We start from the raw sequence: 17,347 nt of genomic DNA on the forward strand, positions 1-17,347 counted from the left end.
ATGCCTATGCGTTTTACATAGGCAACTTAAAATTTATATTGCAAATTTTCCGGTTGCGACAGCGTGTTTGCGCCATGAGATCAACACAAGGGTAGAAATCAAACTACCGAGCAAAGCCGCACCAAACCATATTCCTGCAGAGGCAAATGCTCCTAGTGGATTTTCAGTCAGAAGAAACATAGAAAATATTCCTGCGCCTGGGGTTGATAAACCAATCGACGCCCATCCAACTATAGCACCAGTCACAGCAGATCCTACTAAAAATGAACCAATAACACGGATAGGATCTTCTATGGCCATAGGTATAGCTCCTTCTGTGATCCCGGCTAAGCCCAATAACCAAGTTGACTTGCCCGTTTCAATTTCAAAGTCTTTAAATAATTTAGGAGCCATTAATGTAGATGCTGTTACTGTAAATGCAGACACCATTTTAACAGAGGCAAAAATTGCATAAGGCCCGTACACCTCATTTGCCATAGCCCCTAAACAGAACGCATAAGCGGCTTTATTAACAGGGCCGCCTAAATCAAAGGAGACAAAACATCCAATTATAACACCTAATAATAGGGCGTTGCTTCCAGATAAAGAGTTCAACCAATTAGTAAGGCCCGTATTTACAAATGCAACAGGCTTACCAATGACAAAAAGCATTAGACTTCCTGCAATTAAAGTACCAATTACAGGATAGAGATAAAAACTCAAAAAACCATTAAATGTAGGAGATAAGCGGATATATTGCTTTACATAACGCATAACATAGCCTGCTATCAATCCACCGACTATACCCCCTAAAAATCCAGAACCAATTAAATTTGCCGCTACACCCGCAGCAAATCCAGGACCTAATGCAGGTTTATCTGCTAAAGAATATGCGGTATAAGCTGCTAGTACAGGTACCATGAGCACCCCTAGCAAATTACCACCTAATTTTCGATAAAGCCATAACCAAGAATTCTCTGTCTCATAGACTGCTTGAAGTCCAAAGATTTGAGTGATTAAAACTGCTATAGCTAATACAGTTCCCCCTGCAACTATCAGTGGGACTGCAAAAGATATACCACTTAAAAGCGCCTGTTTTAGTTCGGTTTTAAAGCCAACTTTATTTTCAACTGTCGCGGTTTTATGTGATTTAGTCATATCTCTTGGCGTCTTTTTAGCTAATTCTAGCGCCTCATTAATAATACTTTCTGCTCTTTTGATGGGTTCAGCAACAGGTACTTTAATGGTCGGCAGACCTGAGAATCGTTCTAATTCTTTGATAGCTACTTCTGAAGCAAAAATACAAGCCGTCGCATTATCAAAATCTTCAACAGAAATTCTTCCTTCTATCCCATTAGCTCCTTGCTTTTCAACAACGATTTTAACACCTAATTTTTTTCCTGCCTTTTCCAAATATTCAGCCGCCATATAAGTATGAGCTATACCGGCAGGACAGGCTGTTACACAAACAATGACTGGCGCTTTTTCCAGTAAAGCAACTTCTGATGATGATTCTGTTGGTTCTAATTGTTCCTCAATCGCTTGAGACAGTAATCCTAATAACTCCTCGGAAGTTTTGGCATGAATGATTTTTTCTCTTACCTCATCATCCACTAAAGCAGTTGTTAATTGGGTGAGCAGTTGAATATGTGTAGTACCAGCTTGTGCTTCCGGTATAGCAAGTAAAAAAATTAAATTAACGTCTTCCTCTCCATCAATCCCATTCCACGCTATTGGCTGTGCTAGTGTTGCTACAGCAAATGCAGCTTCATTGACTGCCACTGATTTACCATGAGGAATAGCTAGTCCTTCCCCTAGCGCCGTCGGGCCTTCTGATTCACGTTGCATCACAGCATTTAAAAAGGCTGATTTATCTGAAATTTTACCTTTTTGGTACAAACCTTCAATTAATGCATTAATCGCCTCATCGCTATTAGAAAAAGGAGATTGGATATATATTAGTTCTTGAGTTGTTAATTGGGTAAGATTCATTGTTTTCCCCTTATCAATAGGTAAACCTTATCTAAATATGCATAAGCCTCGTACTTTTATAGCTACAATCTAATTTCATTCGCTATAATTGCTTATAAATCGTATAATAACTCATATAAAAATAATACAAATACAATACAAAAACAAGACAATTATCACACTTTTTATAATAATTCAGCTGGAATACTTATTTTCATGAGCTGAATATTAAGAAGCAGAGGTCAATTATGGCGAAGCAGCCAAGATATAGAACAATTGCAAATTCAATTAAAGATCTAATCAAACAAGGTGAGTTTGCTCCAGGGGATGCAATTTCAACAGAAGCCGAACTTTGTAAGATATTTGGTGTCAGTCGTGTTACCGTCAGACAGGCGCTGAAAAAACTTATAGAAGAGGATGTTTTAGAAAGTATTCAAGGCAGTGGTACTTATGTTAAGCAAGCACTAGTTGATTATGATATCTATCAAATGACAGGTTTTGAGGAAAAGTTTGATACGAGCAGTAGGCACTCTCACAGTGATGTTTTAGAATTCACAATAACAAAACCAAACAAAAACATAACAAATACATTACAATTAACAGATAACGAAAAAGTTTATTATATTAAAAGAGTACGATTTATTGACAAAAAAGCAATTACCCTAGAAGAAACATGGCTCCCATTAAGATTATTTCCTGATCTTACCTATGAAACTATGCAAGGTTCAAAGTATTATTACATAGAACATATGAAGAAAATGGTGATAGATAGAAGTGAACAAGAAATATTGGCTGTTATGCCCAATAAAGATGTTTGTACACATTTAGCTATTCCTATGGAACAGCCTATCATTGAAAAAATATCTATTGGATACTTAATAGATGGGACTCGATTTGAATATAGCAGAAATTTTTTCAAATCCTCTGAATATAAATTCACCCTTACAGCAAAAAGAAAATCAATTAAAATCTAAATGTATTAAAAGATTAAAATCTCTATTTAGCTTTTATAAAAAAAACCATATATCACAATTATGACATATGGTTTTTTTATCTCATTTTTCAAGGTTATCGAGCTATTTTTACCTTGGTATGTTTTGTCATCGCCGGCTGAAAGCTTTGCCTACGATTTTTTCTCTGCGCTTCACGCACCTCGTCACGACTAGGTGGGGGTACTAAACACTCTTTTTTATTACCTATTAGATGTGTCAATCCCATAGTTTCTAGAGCTTCTCTTATCATTTTAAAATTAGCAGGATCATGATATCGCAATAAAGCTTTATGTAAACGACGTTGCTTATCACCTTTGGCACTCTCTACTTTTTCACTATTATGATCAATAGGCCTCAAAGGATTCTTTTCTGTATAATACATGGTTGTTGCATTTGCCATTGGAGAAGGATAAAAATTTTGAACCTGATCTAACCTGAATCGATTTTTCTTCAACCAAAGCGCAAGATTCACCATATCTTCATCCGTTGTACCTGGATGTGCCGATATAAAATAAGGAATAAGATATTGTTCTTTACCTGCTTTTTTAGAGTACATATCAAAAAGTTGTTTAAACTTATCATAAGTCCCCATACCAGGTTTCATCATTTTAGACAGAGGCCCTTCTTCCGTATGCTCTGGCGCTATTTTAAGGTAGCCTCCCACATGGTGCTCAGCTAACTCTTTAATATAACGAGGATCTTCCACGGCTAAATCATAACGGACCCCTGAGGCAATCAAAATCTTTTTGATTCCAGGTAAACTTCTCGCTTCACGATAAAGTTCGATAGTAGGCTCATGATTTGTATCCATAAATGGACAGATGGTGGGATAAACACAAGAGGCCCTTCTGCATGACTCTTCTGCTTTAGGAGATGTGCATTTAAGCATATACATGTTCGCTGTAGGGCCACCTAAATCAGAAATAATACCTGTAAAGCCTGGCACTTTATCACGAATATCTTCGATTTCCCTGATGATCGATTCCTTTGAACGGCTTTGTATAATTCGTCCCTCATGCTCTGTAATAGAACAAAAAGAACATCCACCATAACAACCACGCATAATATTAACGGAAAAGCGAATCATTTCGTATGCTGGTATTTTCGCCCCACCATAACTTGGATGAGGAATCCTCTGATACGGTAAACCAAATACGCTGTCCATTTCATCAGTAGTCAAAGGAATAGCTGGTGGATTAGCCCATAGATATCTATCACCATGTTGTTGCATTAATGCACGCGCACAACCAGGATTAGTCTCATGGTGTAAAATGCGTGAAGCATGGGCATATAGTACTTTATTGTTCGCTACTTGCTCGAAGCTAGGTAACAATATATATGTTTTTTCCCAAGGCCTTACCTTAGCGGGTTGAATTGTAATGCGCTGAGGCTCTGCAGCTTTTTTAATGTTTAATTTTTCATCGATTGCATCAATAGCAGAGATTGCATTTTCGTCTTTTGTTGGACCACCCTGTGTTTGACAGGCAAGATCTTCGCCATATGGATTAGGTATAGGATCTATCTTTCCAGGGGTATCAAAATGAGTAGAATCAACCCCCTTCCAATCATAGCGTGGAAATTTACGTATCATGGCTGTACCACGAATATCTTCAATTTCTTCTATCTTTTCACCAGCAGCTAAACGATGGGTTAATTCAACCAAAGGTCTTTCTGCATTGCCATAGATTAAAAAATCAGCTTTGGCATCAAATAAAATAGAACGTCTTACTTTATCAGACCAATAGTCATAATGAGCAATACGTCTAAGACTGGCTTCAATTCCACCTAGAACGACAGGGACATCAGCAAAGGCCTCTTTACAGCGTTGAGTGTATACAATGGAAGCTCTATCGGGGCGTTTACCCCCCTCATTATTGGGTGTGTAAGCATCATCGTGTCGCAATTTTCTATCAGCAGTGTAACGATTGATCATTGAGTCCATGTTACCTGCAGCAACACCAAAGTATAAATTGGGCTTACCAAGCTTCATGAAATCATTTTTATTGCTCCAATCAGGCTGAGCAATGATTCCCACGCGAAAGCCTTGAGCTTCTAAGAGCCTACCAACGATAGCCATACCAAAACTAGGGTGATCGACATACGCATCACCTGTCACAATAATGACATCGCAACTATCCCAACCTAGAACATCCATCTCTTCTCGCGACATGGGTAAAAAGGGCGCAGTACCGTAGCACTCTGCCCAATAAGGGGTATACGAAAACAGATGTTTATCTGTTTTTATTAGAGACTCAGGTTTATTTTTTTCGAGTAAGTTTTTAGCTTGTAAATGTTTACCCTGATTGGTATTTGACATATTTTTTAGTTTTATTTTTAAAAGAATGTGGAATATCGACTATGATTACGCACAATTAGGTAATAAGCGATGACATGAACTAGAACATTATAGCTGTTGCTTAGGATTCTTCAAAGTAAAGAGTCACGTTAATTAATTAAATTTACGATTTTATTCTACAACACCTTAAAAATCAAAATACATTAGACTATTTTAATTTAGGTAAAGATCTATGTAATCAAGTAAAACATTAGTGAAAATAAATTTTTTCTTTGAAGTTATAGTTAGAAAAGTTTGATTCTGAGGTAAACAAAATGATTAGATTAAGAGTTGATAATTTTGGCTCCCCTGGCTGGATTCGAACCAGCGACCTGCGGATTAACAGTCCGTCGCTCTAACCGACTGAGCTACAGAGGAATTACAAAATATTATTTTTAAGTTGGCTCCCCTGGCTGGATTCGAACCAGCGACCTGCGGATTAACAGTCCGTCGCTCTAACCGACTGAGCTACAGAGGAACATCCTAAAAACAGCGCAAATGATATCGATATATTTAACAGTTGTCAAAGCAATTTTGCAAAAAAATACTCAAGTGTTTAACTAATAACCAAAAGGAGGGGGATTTAACTGTTCAATACTTTTAACTGGCAAGATTCAAAATACACGCTTTATATGTTTAGGGTAAAAATTATCTTGATAGCAACTCTACGCCTAATTATGACTAATGAAGTGAAAACTCGTATTTAGGCTTTGAAGACAAATAATGCATTACTCTGAGTATATACATACTAGGTTTTTAGACATTTTTGAATTTCAATTAATTTATTTATTTCTTGTGATGCAGTTCTATTTTTAACTCATTAATTGAAAATTAATGAAAAAAACAACTCAATGTTTTTCATTTTATGGTATTTTGCTGCAATGTAGTCATTCCTATATAATCAATTTGTTGACGTTAATTATATCTATAAATACTATATTTCGAGATAAATATCTATTGTAGCTATGCTAGTTGCTATAAACAACAAATTGAATGATTTATAGAATATAACGCTTAACTTAACCTAAAATGACAGCTAAATTCAAAGCCCAGATTTTAACAATACATCAACCAGTGGATTTATTAACAAAGAGTGAAGTGTATCAAAAATCTAATTATTTTTTCTCTATCACGAATGATATTAATGATTAATGGCGACAAAAGATAAATACTTATGGTAATATCTCTCACTTTATTTGAATGCAAATTGCTTAACTAATTATAACCAATTGAATTAAAGGTTCTTAATTTATTAGGCAATTACGAATAATGAATTCTAAAAACTATCGACTATCTATTATGCAAAAAAATTTCAATATTCTCATTCTTAATGGGCCGAATCTTAATATGCTAGGAATTAGAGAGCCTGAGAAATATGGTGCTTTAACGCTCGGCAATATTATTGAGCAACTAAAAACAAAATATTCAACTCAAGATATCACATTGGCTGATTTTCAGTCTAATGCTGAACACGAACTAATTGAAAAAATTCATAAAGGATATAAAAAAATAGATTTTATTATAATTAATCCTGGTGCGTTTACGCATACAAGTGTAGCCATAAGAGATGCTTTGTTATCAGTCAATATTCCTTTTATTGAAGTTCATCTTTCAAACGTCCATGCAAGAGAACCCTTTAGACACCACTCGTATCTTTCAGACGTAGCTAAAGCAGTTATTTGTGGAATGGGCCACAAAGGATATGATTATGCAGTCGATTTTGCTATCGACTCACTACGCAAAATGTCATAGTGCTATATCATTATCCAGAAAAATCAAATAAAATACCTTAAAAATTCTAATTATGACAATTTAATTCGCTGTTTTATGATGACACTTTAAAACGCAATATTCACTATTTAAAACAAGAGAGAGACATTATGGATATTAAAAAAATTGAAAAATTAATCGAATTACTTGAAAATTCGGGTGTATCAGAGATAGAAATTACTGAAGGTGAAGATTCAGTTCGCATCTCACGCCATGCTCCAAATCAAGTTGTTGCCATGCCGCAAATGCAGCCTATGTATGCTCCTGCAGCCCAAGCTCCTGTTCAAAACTTAAGTGCAGCCGTTGCAACTCAAACCAGCATGTCTGCGGAAGCACCAGCGGCTATTTCTGGTCATACAGTGAAATCACCAATGGTCGGTACTTTCTATCGCTCACCAAGCCCTGAATCAGCAGCATTTGTTGAAGTAGGTCAAAAAGTCACTGTAGGTGACACGATCTGCATCGTTGAAGCGATGAAAATGATGAATCAAATCGAAGCAGATAAATCAGGTACTGTGACTGCTATCCTTGTAGAAAATGGTCAAGCTGTAGAATTTGACCAACCTATGATTGTTATCGAATAATCTATTCATCGAACAAGACATTGAGGTTAACATGTTAAATAAAGTACTTATTGCAAATCGTGGAGAAATAGCTCTTCGAATTTTGCGTGCTTGTAAAGAATTGGGAATTAAAACGGTAGCAGTTCACTCTACTGCCGATAGAGATTTAAAACACGTTTTACTTGCTGATGAAACTTTATGTATTGGTCCTGCTCCATCTGTAAAAAGTTACTTGAATATTCCAGCAATAATTTCTGCTGCAGAAGTCACAGGAGCTGATGCTATCCATCCAGGATATGGTTTTTTAGCTGAGAATGCAGATTTTGCTGAGCAAGTGGAACATTCTGGTTTTATTTTCATCGGTCCTAAAGCTGACACTATACGTCTTATGGGAGATAAAGTTTCCGCTATTAGTGCAATGAAAAAAGCGGGCGTTCCATGCGTTCCTGGATCTGATGGTCCATTAACTGAAGATATGGCGCTGAATCGTGAATTAGCAAAAAAAATTGGATATCCTATCATTGTAAAAGCATCTGGTGGCGGTGGTGGTCGTGGAATGCGCGTCATTCGTTCAGAAGAGGAACTTGAATCTTCTATCATCATGACTAAAGCTGAAGCAAAAGCTGCATTTAATAATGATATGGTTTACATGGAAAAATTCCTTGAAAATCCAAGACACATTGAAATTCAGGTGATGGCAGACGGTCAAGGTAATGCTGTTTATTTAGGTGAACGTGACTGTTCAATGCAACGCCGCCACCAAAAAGTAGTAGAAGAAGCTCCAGCGCCTGGTATTAGTGAGGCCGATCGTAAGCGTATTGGTGAACGTTGTACAAATGCTTGTATAGAAATTGGTTATCGCGGTGCAGGTACTTTTGAATTTTTATACGAAAATGGTGAATTTTACTTTATAGAAATGAATACCCGTATTCAAGTAGAACATCCTGTAACTGAAATGGTTACCAGTGTTGATTTAATTAAAGAGCAACTCCGTGTTGCTGCAGGATTACCACTGACAATTAAACAATCCGATATCAAGCTCACGGGTCATGCGATTGAATGTCGAATAAATGCTGAAGATCCAGAATCTTTTTTACCAAGCCCAGGTAAAATAACTCGCTTCCATGCTCCAGGTGGAATGGGGATCCGTTGGGAGTCCCATATCTATGCTGGTTACAGTGTTCCACCTCACTACGATTCAATGATAGGTAAATTAATTACTTACGGAGAAACAAGGGAAGTGGCTATTGCTCGAATGAAAAATGCCCTTAATGAATTAATTGTTGATGGCATCAAAACTAACATTCCATTACAACAAAAAATTATGAATGATGAAAACTTCCAGAAAGGGGGAACAAACATTCATTATTTAGAGAAAAAACTCGGTTTGTAACACGAAACTTTATGTAATGTTAATTTAAGCCCTCAGTGCATGCACATGAGGGCATTTTTTTGGGGGCTATATGGCTTGGATACAAATTAAAATACCTGCTTTAGATAAGCATGCAAACCGAATAAGTGATGCATTGATGGGATTTGGTGCACTGAGTGTCACATTTCAAGATACGCACGACGACCCTGTTTATGAACCTTTGCCAGGTGAGACTTTACTTTGGCATAATACAGATATTATTGGGCTATTTGATGCAGAGCATGACATGCAAAAAGTCATAAAACAGCTAAGTTATGTTTCCATTCTAGGACCTAATTTCAAACATAAAATTGAGCAAATTGAAGACAAAGATTGGGAGCGAGAATGGATGGATAATTTTCATCCGATGCAATTTGGTAAACGGTTATGGATTTGCCCAAGTTGGAAAGAAGCCCCTCACCCTGATGCGGTAAATGTACTTTTAGATCCAGGCCTTGCTTTTGGAACTGGGACGCATCCTACAACCTCCTTATGCCTAAGTTGGTTAGATGGCCTTGATTTATTAGATAAAACAGTAATCGATTTTGGTTGTGGTTCTGGCATTTTAGCGATTGCTGCATTAAAGTTAGGTGCAAAATCAGCTATTGGTATTGATATCGATCCTCAGGCAATAGAAGCCAGTTTAGATAATGCGAAAAGAAATGGCGTTGAGGACAGATTAACGTTATATCTTTCTCAAAATGCTCCTGATAATCTGAAAGCGGATGTCGTGGTGGCTAATATTTTGGCAGGTCCACTTAAGGAGTTAGCGCCATTGATAAAAGCTAAAGTGAATTCCAAAGGGTTGATTGGACTTTCTGGTGTTCTTGCATCACAAGCTGAAGAGGTTGCTTTAGCCTATGTGGAAGATTTTACTATTGATGAGATTGCGGAAAAAGAGGAGTGGTGCAGAATTACTGGTGTTTCCAAACAATAGCTCAAACAAGATAAAAAACGCCATAAATGCCAAAGCAGTTAAAATTTCTTATTTTAAGAGACTATTCTTTTTGCAGTTAATGAAAGAAGAGTGAAATTTCATCCTTTCACTCAATAACATGGCAGCTATACTGTATAAAATCCCTCTGTTTTTATTAGTATGATCTATTTTCGCGAGAATTAGGTATTCGCCAAAAATAGATAGAAAGCCTAGAGGCCTCAAAAGCCATGAGGCCATCCTGTTAATTAGATAGCTTTACTCAACTCAGACCTTTAACATTATTTTCATCTTCTAGTTCATTTTTTTCAGAATTAGAACGCGACTTAATAAAGCTAAGACAAATAAGTGCTATGATAGCGAGCGAACCTGCGAAGTAAAATATTCCTATATATCCCCACAATTGTACGACAATTGCAAAACCCATCCCACTTAATAAAGAACCTAAACGTCCTGAATTCATGAAGAGTGTTGTTGCGTTCCCCGCTTGATTAGGCATTAATTCTTGAAAGTAAATGATGCCAATACTCGCGAGTAAACCAATGAACATCGCATTAAAAATTTGAGCTGATAGCAAAACCCAAGTTGATGAGGCTTGACTCATAGTTAAATAAAACAATAAAGCACAACAAGCTCCTGCAATAAGGATGTACTTTTTAGGGACTTTATTGGCAAAAAAACCGGTCAAAATAATGAAAGGGATCTCTATGCCAGCCACAACTCCCATCATTAACCCAGGTAAACTCTCAGGTAATTTTAATGTTTCAACGATATAGAGTGGCATAGTTATAATGTACATACCGTTAGCAGCAAATAAAAAGGTGCAAGATAGCATCAAGAGCAGAACAGTTAAATTTAATTTAGATTTGGGTTTACTTTCATTGCTCACCGTGCGTTTTCTCACAGCCAATACTTTTATCTTAGGAAGATAGGCCAATATAAGACAGAATGACAACAGCAAGCTGATGGCTGAAAATAGATAAAGTGCGGTGAAGTCATAATGGACAATCATAAAAAAGGCAATAGGCGGGCCTAACACCCAAGCTAAAGAAATGCCTGCACGCATTGTAGACATAAATAAATCCGATGTTTTCCCTCTTTGCATGGTAAATTCTCGAGCCATTGCAAATAGCTGTGCATGAACAATGCCTGCCACGCTCGACAAAAAAATCCCTAATATAAGCAATAACCAATAATTACGGCTAAAGGCAAATAAGGCACATTGCATTACTCCAAAAATACAACCATAAGCAATAAGTCTTTTTCTGTCACCAGCTTTATCTGACAAAACGCCAATAAATTGTCCTATCATCATGCCAACTAACGCGTTGGTGAAAAAAAATGCACCTATCCAAAAAGAAGGGGTTTTCTCACTCTCTTTAATAAAAAAAGGTTGAATACTTGGTAAATTGACGTGTTCTTTCAAAAATGTACTTAGCACAGGGATTTGTAATGCACCTGTGACACCAACAAGAAATGTAGAGAGTAAAAAAGTAATTATAATTGCATTTTCGTTTTTATGGAATTCATTATCCTGAATAGGATCCTTACCTTTAAAACCCCTAAAACTCATGCTACTCTCCCATTAATACTGACTAATAAATCAACTAATCACTCCAAAAACGTTGCAAGTCGAATAGCGCTTGTAGGACTAATCCTAATTGTTTCTTCTTAAAGTCTGAATCTTCTGCTATCTTTTCATTCTTAACAGATGCAGAATCTTGAACACGAATCTCTGATACTTCATCCGTATGATTGTTGAATAATTTGACACTACGAGCATTCAAAATAACACTACCTTCAGGATTCTGAACTATCATATTATCAACGCGGCCATCAACCCAAAATGGATTATGCTGAGTATTAATAAATAGATCTTCACCTTGAGAAAAATCATCAGTCAAATTAGTTACCCTCAAGGCTCTCTTAAGCAAAGTAACAACGATATCTTGATGTGTTGTCACTTTATCAACGGGGATCTCTAAAGAAACTTCAGGCCATTTAACCATCAGAGGAACTTTCAAAGGAGAGTGTTCGTTCTTTTTCCCATCACTTGTCGATTTGGCCGTTATAATTACAACTGTATTGTTATTAAATTCATTAATTTTAGCAAGTAAGGTTTGCCATTTATCAGGAGAATAAAGTGTCTTTTGTGATGAAAGTAACATTGTGACAAAAAATGGCATGGTCTGTTTACTTTGATTTAAATCCGTCATTTTCGCATGAAGTACTTTTTTATCTAGTATCGTTGAGACATCTCTATTTAAAATGTCTACTAATGCTCCTAATGTTTTTATATTTTGGGGTTCATGACCAAATCGAGTAAGACCTTTTTCTGTGCCGAATCCCATATCATAATGAAGTTGAAAATATCCTCTTTGTTCTAATGCTTGACTAAACATTGAAGGGAGTTTGTCTCTTAGAATTGCCTCTTTGTAAATAGGCGAAATCCCATATTCAAGAGCAAATAATGGTTCTTTAAAGCTATAATGATTATTAAAAGAAAAATTCATTTCTTTGAATTTATTCAATCCTGGTAACTTATCAATGGTTTCTTGAGTTAACTCATCAAAAACTACTAACACGATTGAATAGCCTGACGCCTTTTCATCTAAAGCCATAGGAGTTAAGGGGTAATTTACTTTATGCAAAGTCGGATCGCCCTCTTCTACTAATCTCGATTCATAAGATTTTTCGTCAAAAAAACCATATTGAGATAAAAAACTTCTGGCTGTCATGGGATAGGACAATGGATAGTTGGCTTTTTGCATCGTGATAGGTCGATAGAAATTGGCATCTGCCCAAGCAAATACAAAATGGGTTGCCATAAAACAAAAAATAAATAACGTGCTAAGCCATATAACCCAACGTTGTCGTTGTAAGCTACGTAATTTTAACCAACTCCAATTAGCAAAAAGTAATTGAATCAAAAAAATAATAGGCATGAAAGCAAAAAACCTTTGCCACTCATGAGTCGTGACGTTATAACTTGGTTCAATTAATAGTGCCCAGACCAACGAATTTAAATGCAGATTAACACTCAGATAAACTTGCTGATCAACTAACATAACGGTTAAAGCAATGGTTGCAAGACTAATTGCAATGATACGTATTGTTTTAGGATTTCTGAGAATAAAACTGAGTGGAAATATAAATAGCAAATAGCTGATAAAAACGAGGAAACTAAAATGCCCCAGAAGACTCACCATTGCATAGACTCTACCGCCTAGCGTATTAGGCCAGTCCATAATGAAAAGATATCGTGAGGCAAGTATAACAGCAAATAGAATATTAAATAGAGCAAACCAATGCCCCCATGAGACGATTTGATATCTCAGCTCATCATGATTATTTTTTCGTTGTAAATTTTCTTTATGCTTTAAAAAAGATAGTTTCATTCAATTTATATATTCTCAGACTTTGTTATCAATTAACCTACAAATTAATTTAAAATATTTTTAATTCTATTGAGAGTTATTTTATCATGTAATTCAAATCTTAGCGCTTAATTATTAAAAACGATATACAATAGTATGTATTTTAAGGATAGCCTTTATATTCGTGTTCTCCTTGCTAAATTTATTTAAAATAAGGATATACTATGTTACTAAAGCGTATTGTTTATTCAATAGTGGCTTTGTTAGCCATCGTTAGTTTTATTTGGTTAGATTATTATCTACCTTCTCGTGAATTAGTGAAAATTGTAGGTACAGAAGTTAAGCGTGTTGATGGTGATGGTGTAATCACGACCAATAACCCTGCAAATGGTCAAATTAGGGATGTTTATTACATCAGCGCGAACAGGAATTGGCAAAATGAAGATGGAAAGATTCAAGAGAGGGTCTTTCGCAATGAGGATACAGGGTGGGGATTTCCTTTTTACTTTAAGTTTAATTCTGCTGATGTTCAAGCAAGGGCAAAAGCATTTGAACAAAGTCAGGAACTTGCTCTAGTGACTACCTATGGCTGGCGGATGAATATGTTCAGTATGTTTCCCAATATTGTCAGCATCACTCAAGCGACAGCAGATACAAATACCTACTCAATAAGACGCTATTTAGGTATAGGTGCTTGGGCTAGTGCTTTTATATTTATCACAGTATGGTTAAGAAAAAAATTTAAAAAAGCTGAAAAAGAATAACCTACCATGATTTATTGGTTTATTCATATTTTATGAACAAGTAAATAACTATTAGAATAAAGTTACAACATTTTGAATTATGTTAATAGACTGATAGTGTATAAAATTAACAACCAGCACTTTGTGCTGGTTTGAGTACAAAGTGCTTACAACTCAAGTTAGGGTGTTATTTATGCAAAAACCAGACAAAAAACACCTTATTTGCTCAATTAAAAGCCACTTAAACTTTTTTTTTCACTTTTATTAAAAAATGTGTAGACAGGATATGAAAGTATCTGTAGAATTCGCTCCCGTTGGAAGGATGGCCGAGTGGTTTAAGGCAGCGGTCTTGAAAACCGCCGTGTGTAACAGCACCTAGAGTTCGAATCTCTATCCTTCCGCCACTTTTGCCGGCTTAGCTCAGTTGGTAGAGCAACTGACTTGTAATCAGTAGGTCGCCAGTTCGATTCCGGCAGCCGGCACCACACAGCAAAAGTGTATACATTAGTTATCACATGAAGATAAAATATGAGACGCGTAAGCGTCTTTTTTTTTGTTAGCACTTTATTCATTAAACTTTAACAAGTAATAACAAGCAATAACAATTGAATTAAAAAATAATTTTTAATTCTGTGATAACTGAATTATCTTTAACATGTCAATTTTTCCTACTTGTTTAAACCGAAAGCAGATAATTTATGTCCCTAGTACATATTAAAACTTCTTATCCAGAAATTGCAGCCAATAGCGTTTTTTGTGCCGATCTTCTAAAAATTAGCCCAAGTCTTGTCGATGAATTAGAATTTCTTCATAATAAAAATGACCAATTTTTCATCTACACCGCTCATTTTAACGGCCACATCATCGGATTATTATCTTTAACGATAGATCTTAATTCAAATATCAAATCAATACCCCATCTAATTGTTCGAAAAAGCACTCAAAGACGAGGAGTTGGGCTTTACCTTCTGCATCAGTCAATCATTTCATTTGACAACGAATATAGTGCGTTTAAGCCCTATTCCTGGGAAATAAACATTAGTCGCTCAGTAATCGGTGAATTAAATAAAAACAATCTTTCATGCGAAGGATTAAATGCGGCCTATACATACTTAGTTAATGCACTCAAAAATGAATTTAAGTCATTAGATTCTCTAAATATTACGGTAATATCTAAATAAGGCTAGAAATAATAAAAACCATCCCATAATAAAGAAAGCCCCACCTATAGGCGTGATAATACCTAATATTTTAACGCCACTAAGCACTAGACCATATAAACTGCCACAGAAAAAAATAATTCCAAGCGCAAATAGCACGCCTATTAACTGCAAATGACGTTCTATTAACTGAAGTTTATGCTGAATAGTTAGCGAAATTAGCCCGATTAAAAACAGCCCTACGCCATGGAAAAATTGATACAAAACGGCAGTTTCCCAAATATCAAGAGTGCTATCGTCTACAATTGTCCTCAATCCATGGGCACCGAATGCTCCTAAAAGGACAACCAAGCCCATATTAAGTGCAGCTATCATCATCCATCTTAACGCTCGTTTTTGCTTGATAAACATAAAATCCTCTTATTGTACTGGTATAGTTTTTTATATCTTAGCCTAGGTTTATTTTAAACGATTAAATAGTTTCTAATAAGTGAATTCATAGACGTATGAAAAAAAACAAACCGGCATAAAACCTCTTCATCACCCAACTGGTTCCAAGATAGATTTTATCCTTAACTGAGATCGGCTACAAATACGCCTAAAGCACATAACAATCGATCATTTTCAAAAATCATAGGTACAAGACGCCTTTGCCATGGAGGTACACCATAATAGTGCCAAAGTTGTTTGAGGGTTTGCCTATGAATTTTATTGGGTAATTTTATTTTTGTCGTATTAGCTAAGTTAAATTTTACCCTCAATACCTTAGTCTCTAACACATTAAGATACTTTATTAAGGATAAGCTTGCGTTTGGACAAGATTCACTATTTAAACGAATAAAACACACAATCTCATTAAAACTTATAGGTTCTTGCTGCCAGGGCAAAATAATATTGGGATGATCTTTTGAAAGAACTAATTCGTCCTCCTCCCAGTGAGAAAGCGCTTGCTCTGTCAATAAATGGAATGCTTCAACCAGATAGAGTTTATCTTTATATCTTCTGATCTCTAATCGTGTGAGTTTGTCTTTCGCTAAACCTAATTCAACCAGCGCTGTGGAATCTTCTCGGCTAAGGACAACTTCATCCCAAATTCTCCGCAATTGTTCTCGTGAGATGGGCTGTAATGTATATTGCTCACACCATTTTTTAATAATTGCTTGTCTTTTTTCAAAAGACCACTCTTTTAATGGAGAAATCAAGAGTGTTTTGTCAGCAAGAGAACTGACCGAGTATAAGATAGGTGAAAGCAATTCATCTAATAATTTCGCTTCCTGGTGGCATAACTGTGCACTCATTGCAACTGATTGGTTAAATCCAGGCCAACGTTCATCTAACTGAGGAAGGATTTTTAAGCGCAAAAAATTTCTATCAAACCGTGTGTCTTCATTACTTTCATCTTCTATCCAAGTCAGCTTGCGGTCAAGAGCATAGTTTTCAAGTTCACGACGAGTAATATTGAGCAAAGGTCTTAATTGCCATTGCCCTGTATCTAATTGTTGACATGGGGCCATTGAGCTAAGACCCCTTATGCCACTTCCTCTTTTTAGTGCAAGTAAAAAAGTCTCCGCTTGATCATCTAGATGCTGTGCTGTGAGTAATAGTGTATTGTTGCCTAAATGTTTTTTAAATGCTGCATACCTAGCATCTCTTGCTGCAGCTTCAATTCCACTATTTTTAGGATTTACTGTCACTTTTTCCACAATAAACTTTACATCAAGTTCTGCACATAATCGACGGGAATGATCAGCCCAATCATCAGCGTTTTGACTCAAACCATGATGGACGTATAATGCTGTTATCTGTTTAATTAGAGGAAAAGAAATAGCTTCTTTTTGCGGCCTATCTTTTGTCTGTAGCGCTTTAAAATGATGCAATAGATCCAAAAGAACAACCGAGTCTAGCCCACCACTTAATCCTAATAATATAGTGATTTCAAAGTTTTGCCCTTTTTGTTCAGCAGAATGATTCGAGAGATACTTTTGAAAACAGTCAAGTAGATGAGAATAAAAAGGGTGTGTAAAAAATTCATTAGACATGATATGAGTGGCTATAATTTATGAGTTTAAAACACGATCTAAGAGTTATCCTCTTTAGATCGTGTTTTATAGG

At 36.0% G+C, this 17,347-nt stretch carries 13 protein-coding genes and 4 tRNA genes; 9 read left to right on the forward strand and 8 right to left on the reverse strand.

Annotation, left to right across the window (positions count from 1 at the left end; genetic code table 11):
* Positions 1-33 precede the first annotated feature (33 nt).
* Positions 34-1,971 carry a PTS 2-O-a-mannosyl-D-glycerate transporter subunit IIABC gene (gene mngA, locus ACFFIT_RS01115; RefSeq protein WP_385875595.1) on the reverse strand — a complete coding sequence of 646 codons (1,938 nt, stop codon included), beginning with the start codon at positions 1,969-1,971 and terminating at the stop codon, positions 34-36.
* A gap of 227 nt (positions 1,972-2,198) precedes the next feature.
* Here mngA and ACFFIT_RS01120 point away from each other — a divergent pair, with 227 nt between their 5' ends.
* Positions 2,199-2,924: a GntR family transcriptional regulator gene (locus ACFFIT_RS01120; protein WP_385875597.1), complete on the forward strand. Its 726-nt coding sequence runs from the start codon at positions 2,199-2,201 to the stop codon at positions 2,922-2,924.
* A 94-nt stretch (positions 2,925-3,018) separates the two neighbouring features.
* Here ACFFIT_RS01120 and ACFFIT_RS01125 read toward each other — a convergent pair whose 3' ends face one another.
* The 3 genes from ACFFIT_RS01125 to ACFFIT_RS01135 form a co-directional block, all read right to left on the reverse strand.
* On the reverse strand, positions 3,019-5,259 hold the full coding sequence (locus tag ACFFIT_RS01125; protein WP_385875599.1) for a YgiQ family radical SAM protein: 2,241 nt from the start codon (positions 5,257-5,259) through the stop codon (positions 3,019-3,021).
* A 319-nt stretch (positions 5,260-5,578) separates the two neighbouring features.
* Positions 5,579-5,655: transfer RNA gene (locus ACFFIT_RS01130), tRNA-Asn, on the reverse strand.
* 23 nt (positions 5,656-5,678) lie between these two features.
* Positions 5,679-5,755, reverse strand: a tRNA-Asn gene (locus ACFFIT_RS01135).
* Between the two features lie 821 nt (positions 5,756-6,576).
* On the opposite strand from ACFFIT_RS01135, the gene aroQ reads away from it, so the two are divergent.
* The 4 genes from aroQ (at position 6,577) to prmA (ending at position 9,958) form a co-directional block, all read left to right on the forward strand.
* Complete coding sequence (gene aroQ, locus ACFFIT_RS01140) at positions 6,577-7,029, forward strand: type II 3-dehydroquinate dehydratase (RefSeq protein ID WP_385875674.1); 453 nt, start codon at positions 6,577-6,579, stop codon at positions 7,027-7,029.
* A 128-nt stretch (positions 7,030-7,157) separates the two neighbouring features.
* Positions 7,158-7,631 (forward strand): acetyl-CoA carboxylase biotin carboxyl carrier protein, encoded by a 474-nt coding sequence (accB, locus tag ACFFIT_RS01145; RefSeq protein WP_385875600.1) that lies wholly within the window; start codon positions 7,158-7,160, stop codon positions 7,629-7,631.
* Positions 7,632-7,662: 31 nt separating this feature from the next.
* On the forward strand, positions 7,663-9,003 hold the full coding sequence (gene accC / locus ACFFIT_RS01150; RefSeq protein WP_385875602.1) for an acetyl-CoA carboxylase biotin carboxylase subunit: 1,341 nt from the start codon (positions 7,663-7,665) through the stop codon (positions 9,001-9,003).
* 70 nt (positions 9,004-9,073) lie between these two features.
* The gene (gene prmA / locus ACFFIT_RS01155) at positions 9,074-9,958 is read left to right on the forward strand and encodes a 50S ribosomal protein L11 methyltransferase (RefSeq protein ID WP_385875604.1); all 885 of its coding nucleotides are present in this window, start codon (positions 9,074-9,076) and stop codon (positions 9,956-9,958) included.
* A gap of 259 nt (positions 9,959-10,217) precedes the next feature.
* Here the strand turns inward: prmA and ACFFIT_RS01160 are convergent, their stop codons facing one another.
* Together ACFFIT_RS01160 and ACFFIT_RS01165 are read right to left on the reverse strand one after the other, a co-directional pair.
* Positions 10,218-11,528, reverse strand: a complete 1,311-nt coding sequence (locus ACFFIT_RS01160; protein ID WP_385875606.1) for a sugar efflux transporter — start codon at positions 11,526-11,528, stop codon at positions 10,218-10,220.
* 34 nt (positions 11,529-11,562) lie between these two features.
* Positions 11,563-13,353 carry a DUF3413 domain-containing protein gene (locus ACFFIT_RS01165; RefSeq protein ID WP_385875608.1) on the reverse strand — a complete coding sequence of 597 codons (1,791 nt, stop codon included), beginning with the start codon at positions 13,351-13,353 and terminating at the stop codon, positions 11,563-11,565.
* 203 nt (positions 13,354-13,556) lie between these two features.
* On the opposite strand from ACFFIT_RS01165, the gene ACFFIT_RS01170 reads away from it, so the two are divergent.
* From ACFFIT_RS01170 to ACFFIT_RS01185, 4 genes are all read left to right on the forward strand, one after another.
* Complete coding sequence (locus ACFFIT_RS01170; protein WP_385875610.1) at positions 13,557-14,096, forward strand: DUF1523 family protein; 540 nt, start codon at positions 13,557-13,559, stop codon at positions 14,094-14,096.
* A gap of 295 nt (positions 14,097-14,391) precedes the next feature.
* Positions 14,392-14,479, forward strand: a tRNA-Ser gene (locus tag ACFFIT_RS01175).
* Positions 14,480-14,484: 5 nt separating this feature from the next.
* A tRNA-Thr gene (locus tag ACFFIT_RS01180) sits at positions 14,485-14,560 on the forward strand.
* A gap of 213 nt (positions 14,561-14,773) precedes the next feature.
* Positions 14,774-15,256 (forward strand): acetyl-CoA sensor PanZ family protein, encoded by a 483-nt coding sequence (locus tag ACFFIT_RS01185; protein ID WP_385875611.1) that lies wholly within the window; start codon positions 14,774-14,776, stop codon positions 15,254-15,256.
* Here the strand turns inward: ACFFIT_RS01185 and ACFFIT_RS01190 are convergent.
* Together ACFFIT_RS01190 and tilS are read right to left on the reverse strand one after the other, a co-directional pair.
* The gene (locus ACFFIT_RS01190) at positions 15,230-15,646 is read right to left on the reverse strand and encodes a DUF423 domain-containing protein (protein WP_385875613.1); all 417 of its coding nucleotides are present in this window, start codon (positions 15,644-15,646) and stop codon (positions 15,230-15,232) included. The genes ACFFIT_RS01185 and ACFFIT_RS01190 overlap by 27 nt on opposite strands.
* A gap of 161 nt (positions 15,647-15,807) precedes the next feature.
* Positions 15,808-17,274, reverse strand: a complete 1,467-nt coding sequence (gene tilS, locus ACFFIT_RS01195; RefSeq protein WP_385875615.1) for a tRNA lysidine(34) synthetase TilS — start codon at positions 17,272-17,274, stop codon at positions 15,808-15,810.
* Positions 17,275-17,347 lie beyond the last annotated feature (73 nt).

It is taken from the genome of Thorsellia kenyensis (assembly GCF_042432445.1).
In the GTDB taxonomy this organism is placed as follows: domain Bacteria; phylum Pseudomonadota; class Gammaproteobacteria; order Enterobacterales; family Thorselliaceae; genus Thorsellia; species Thorsellia kenyensis.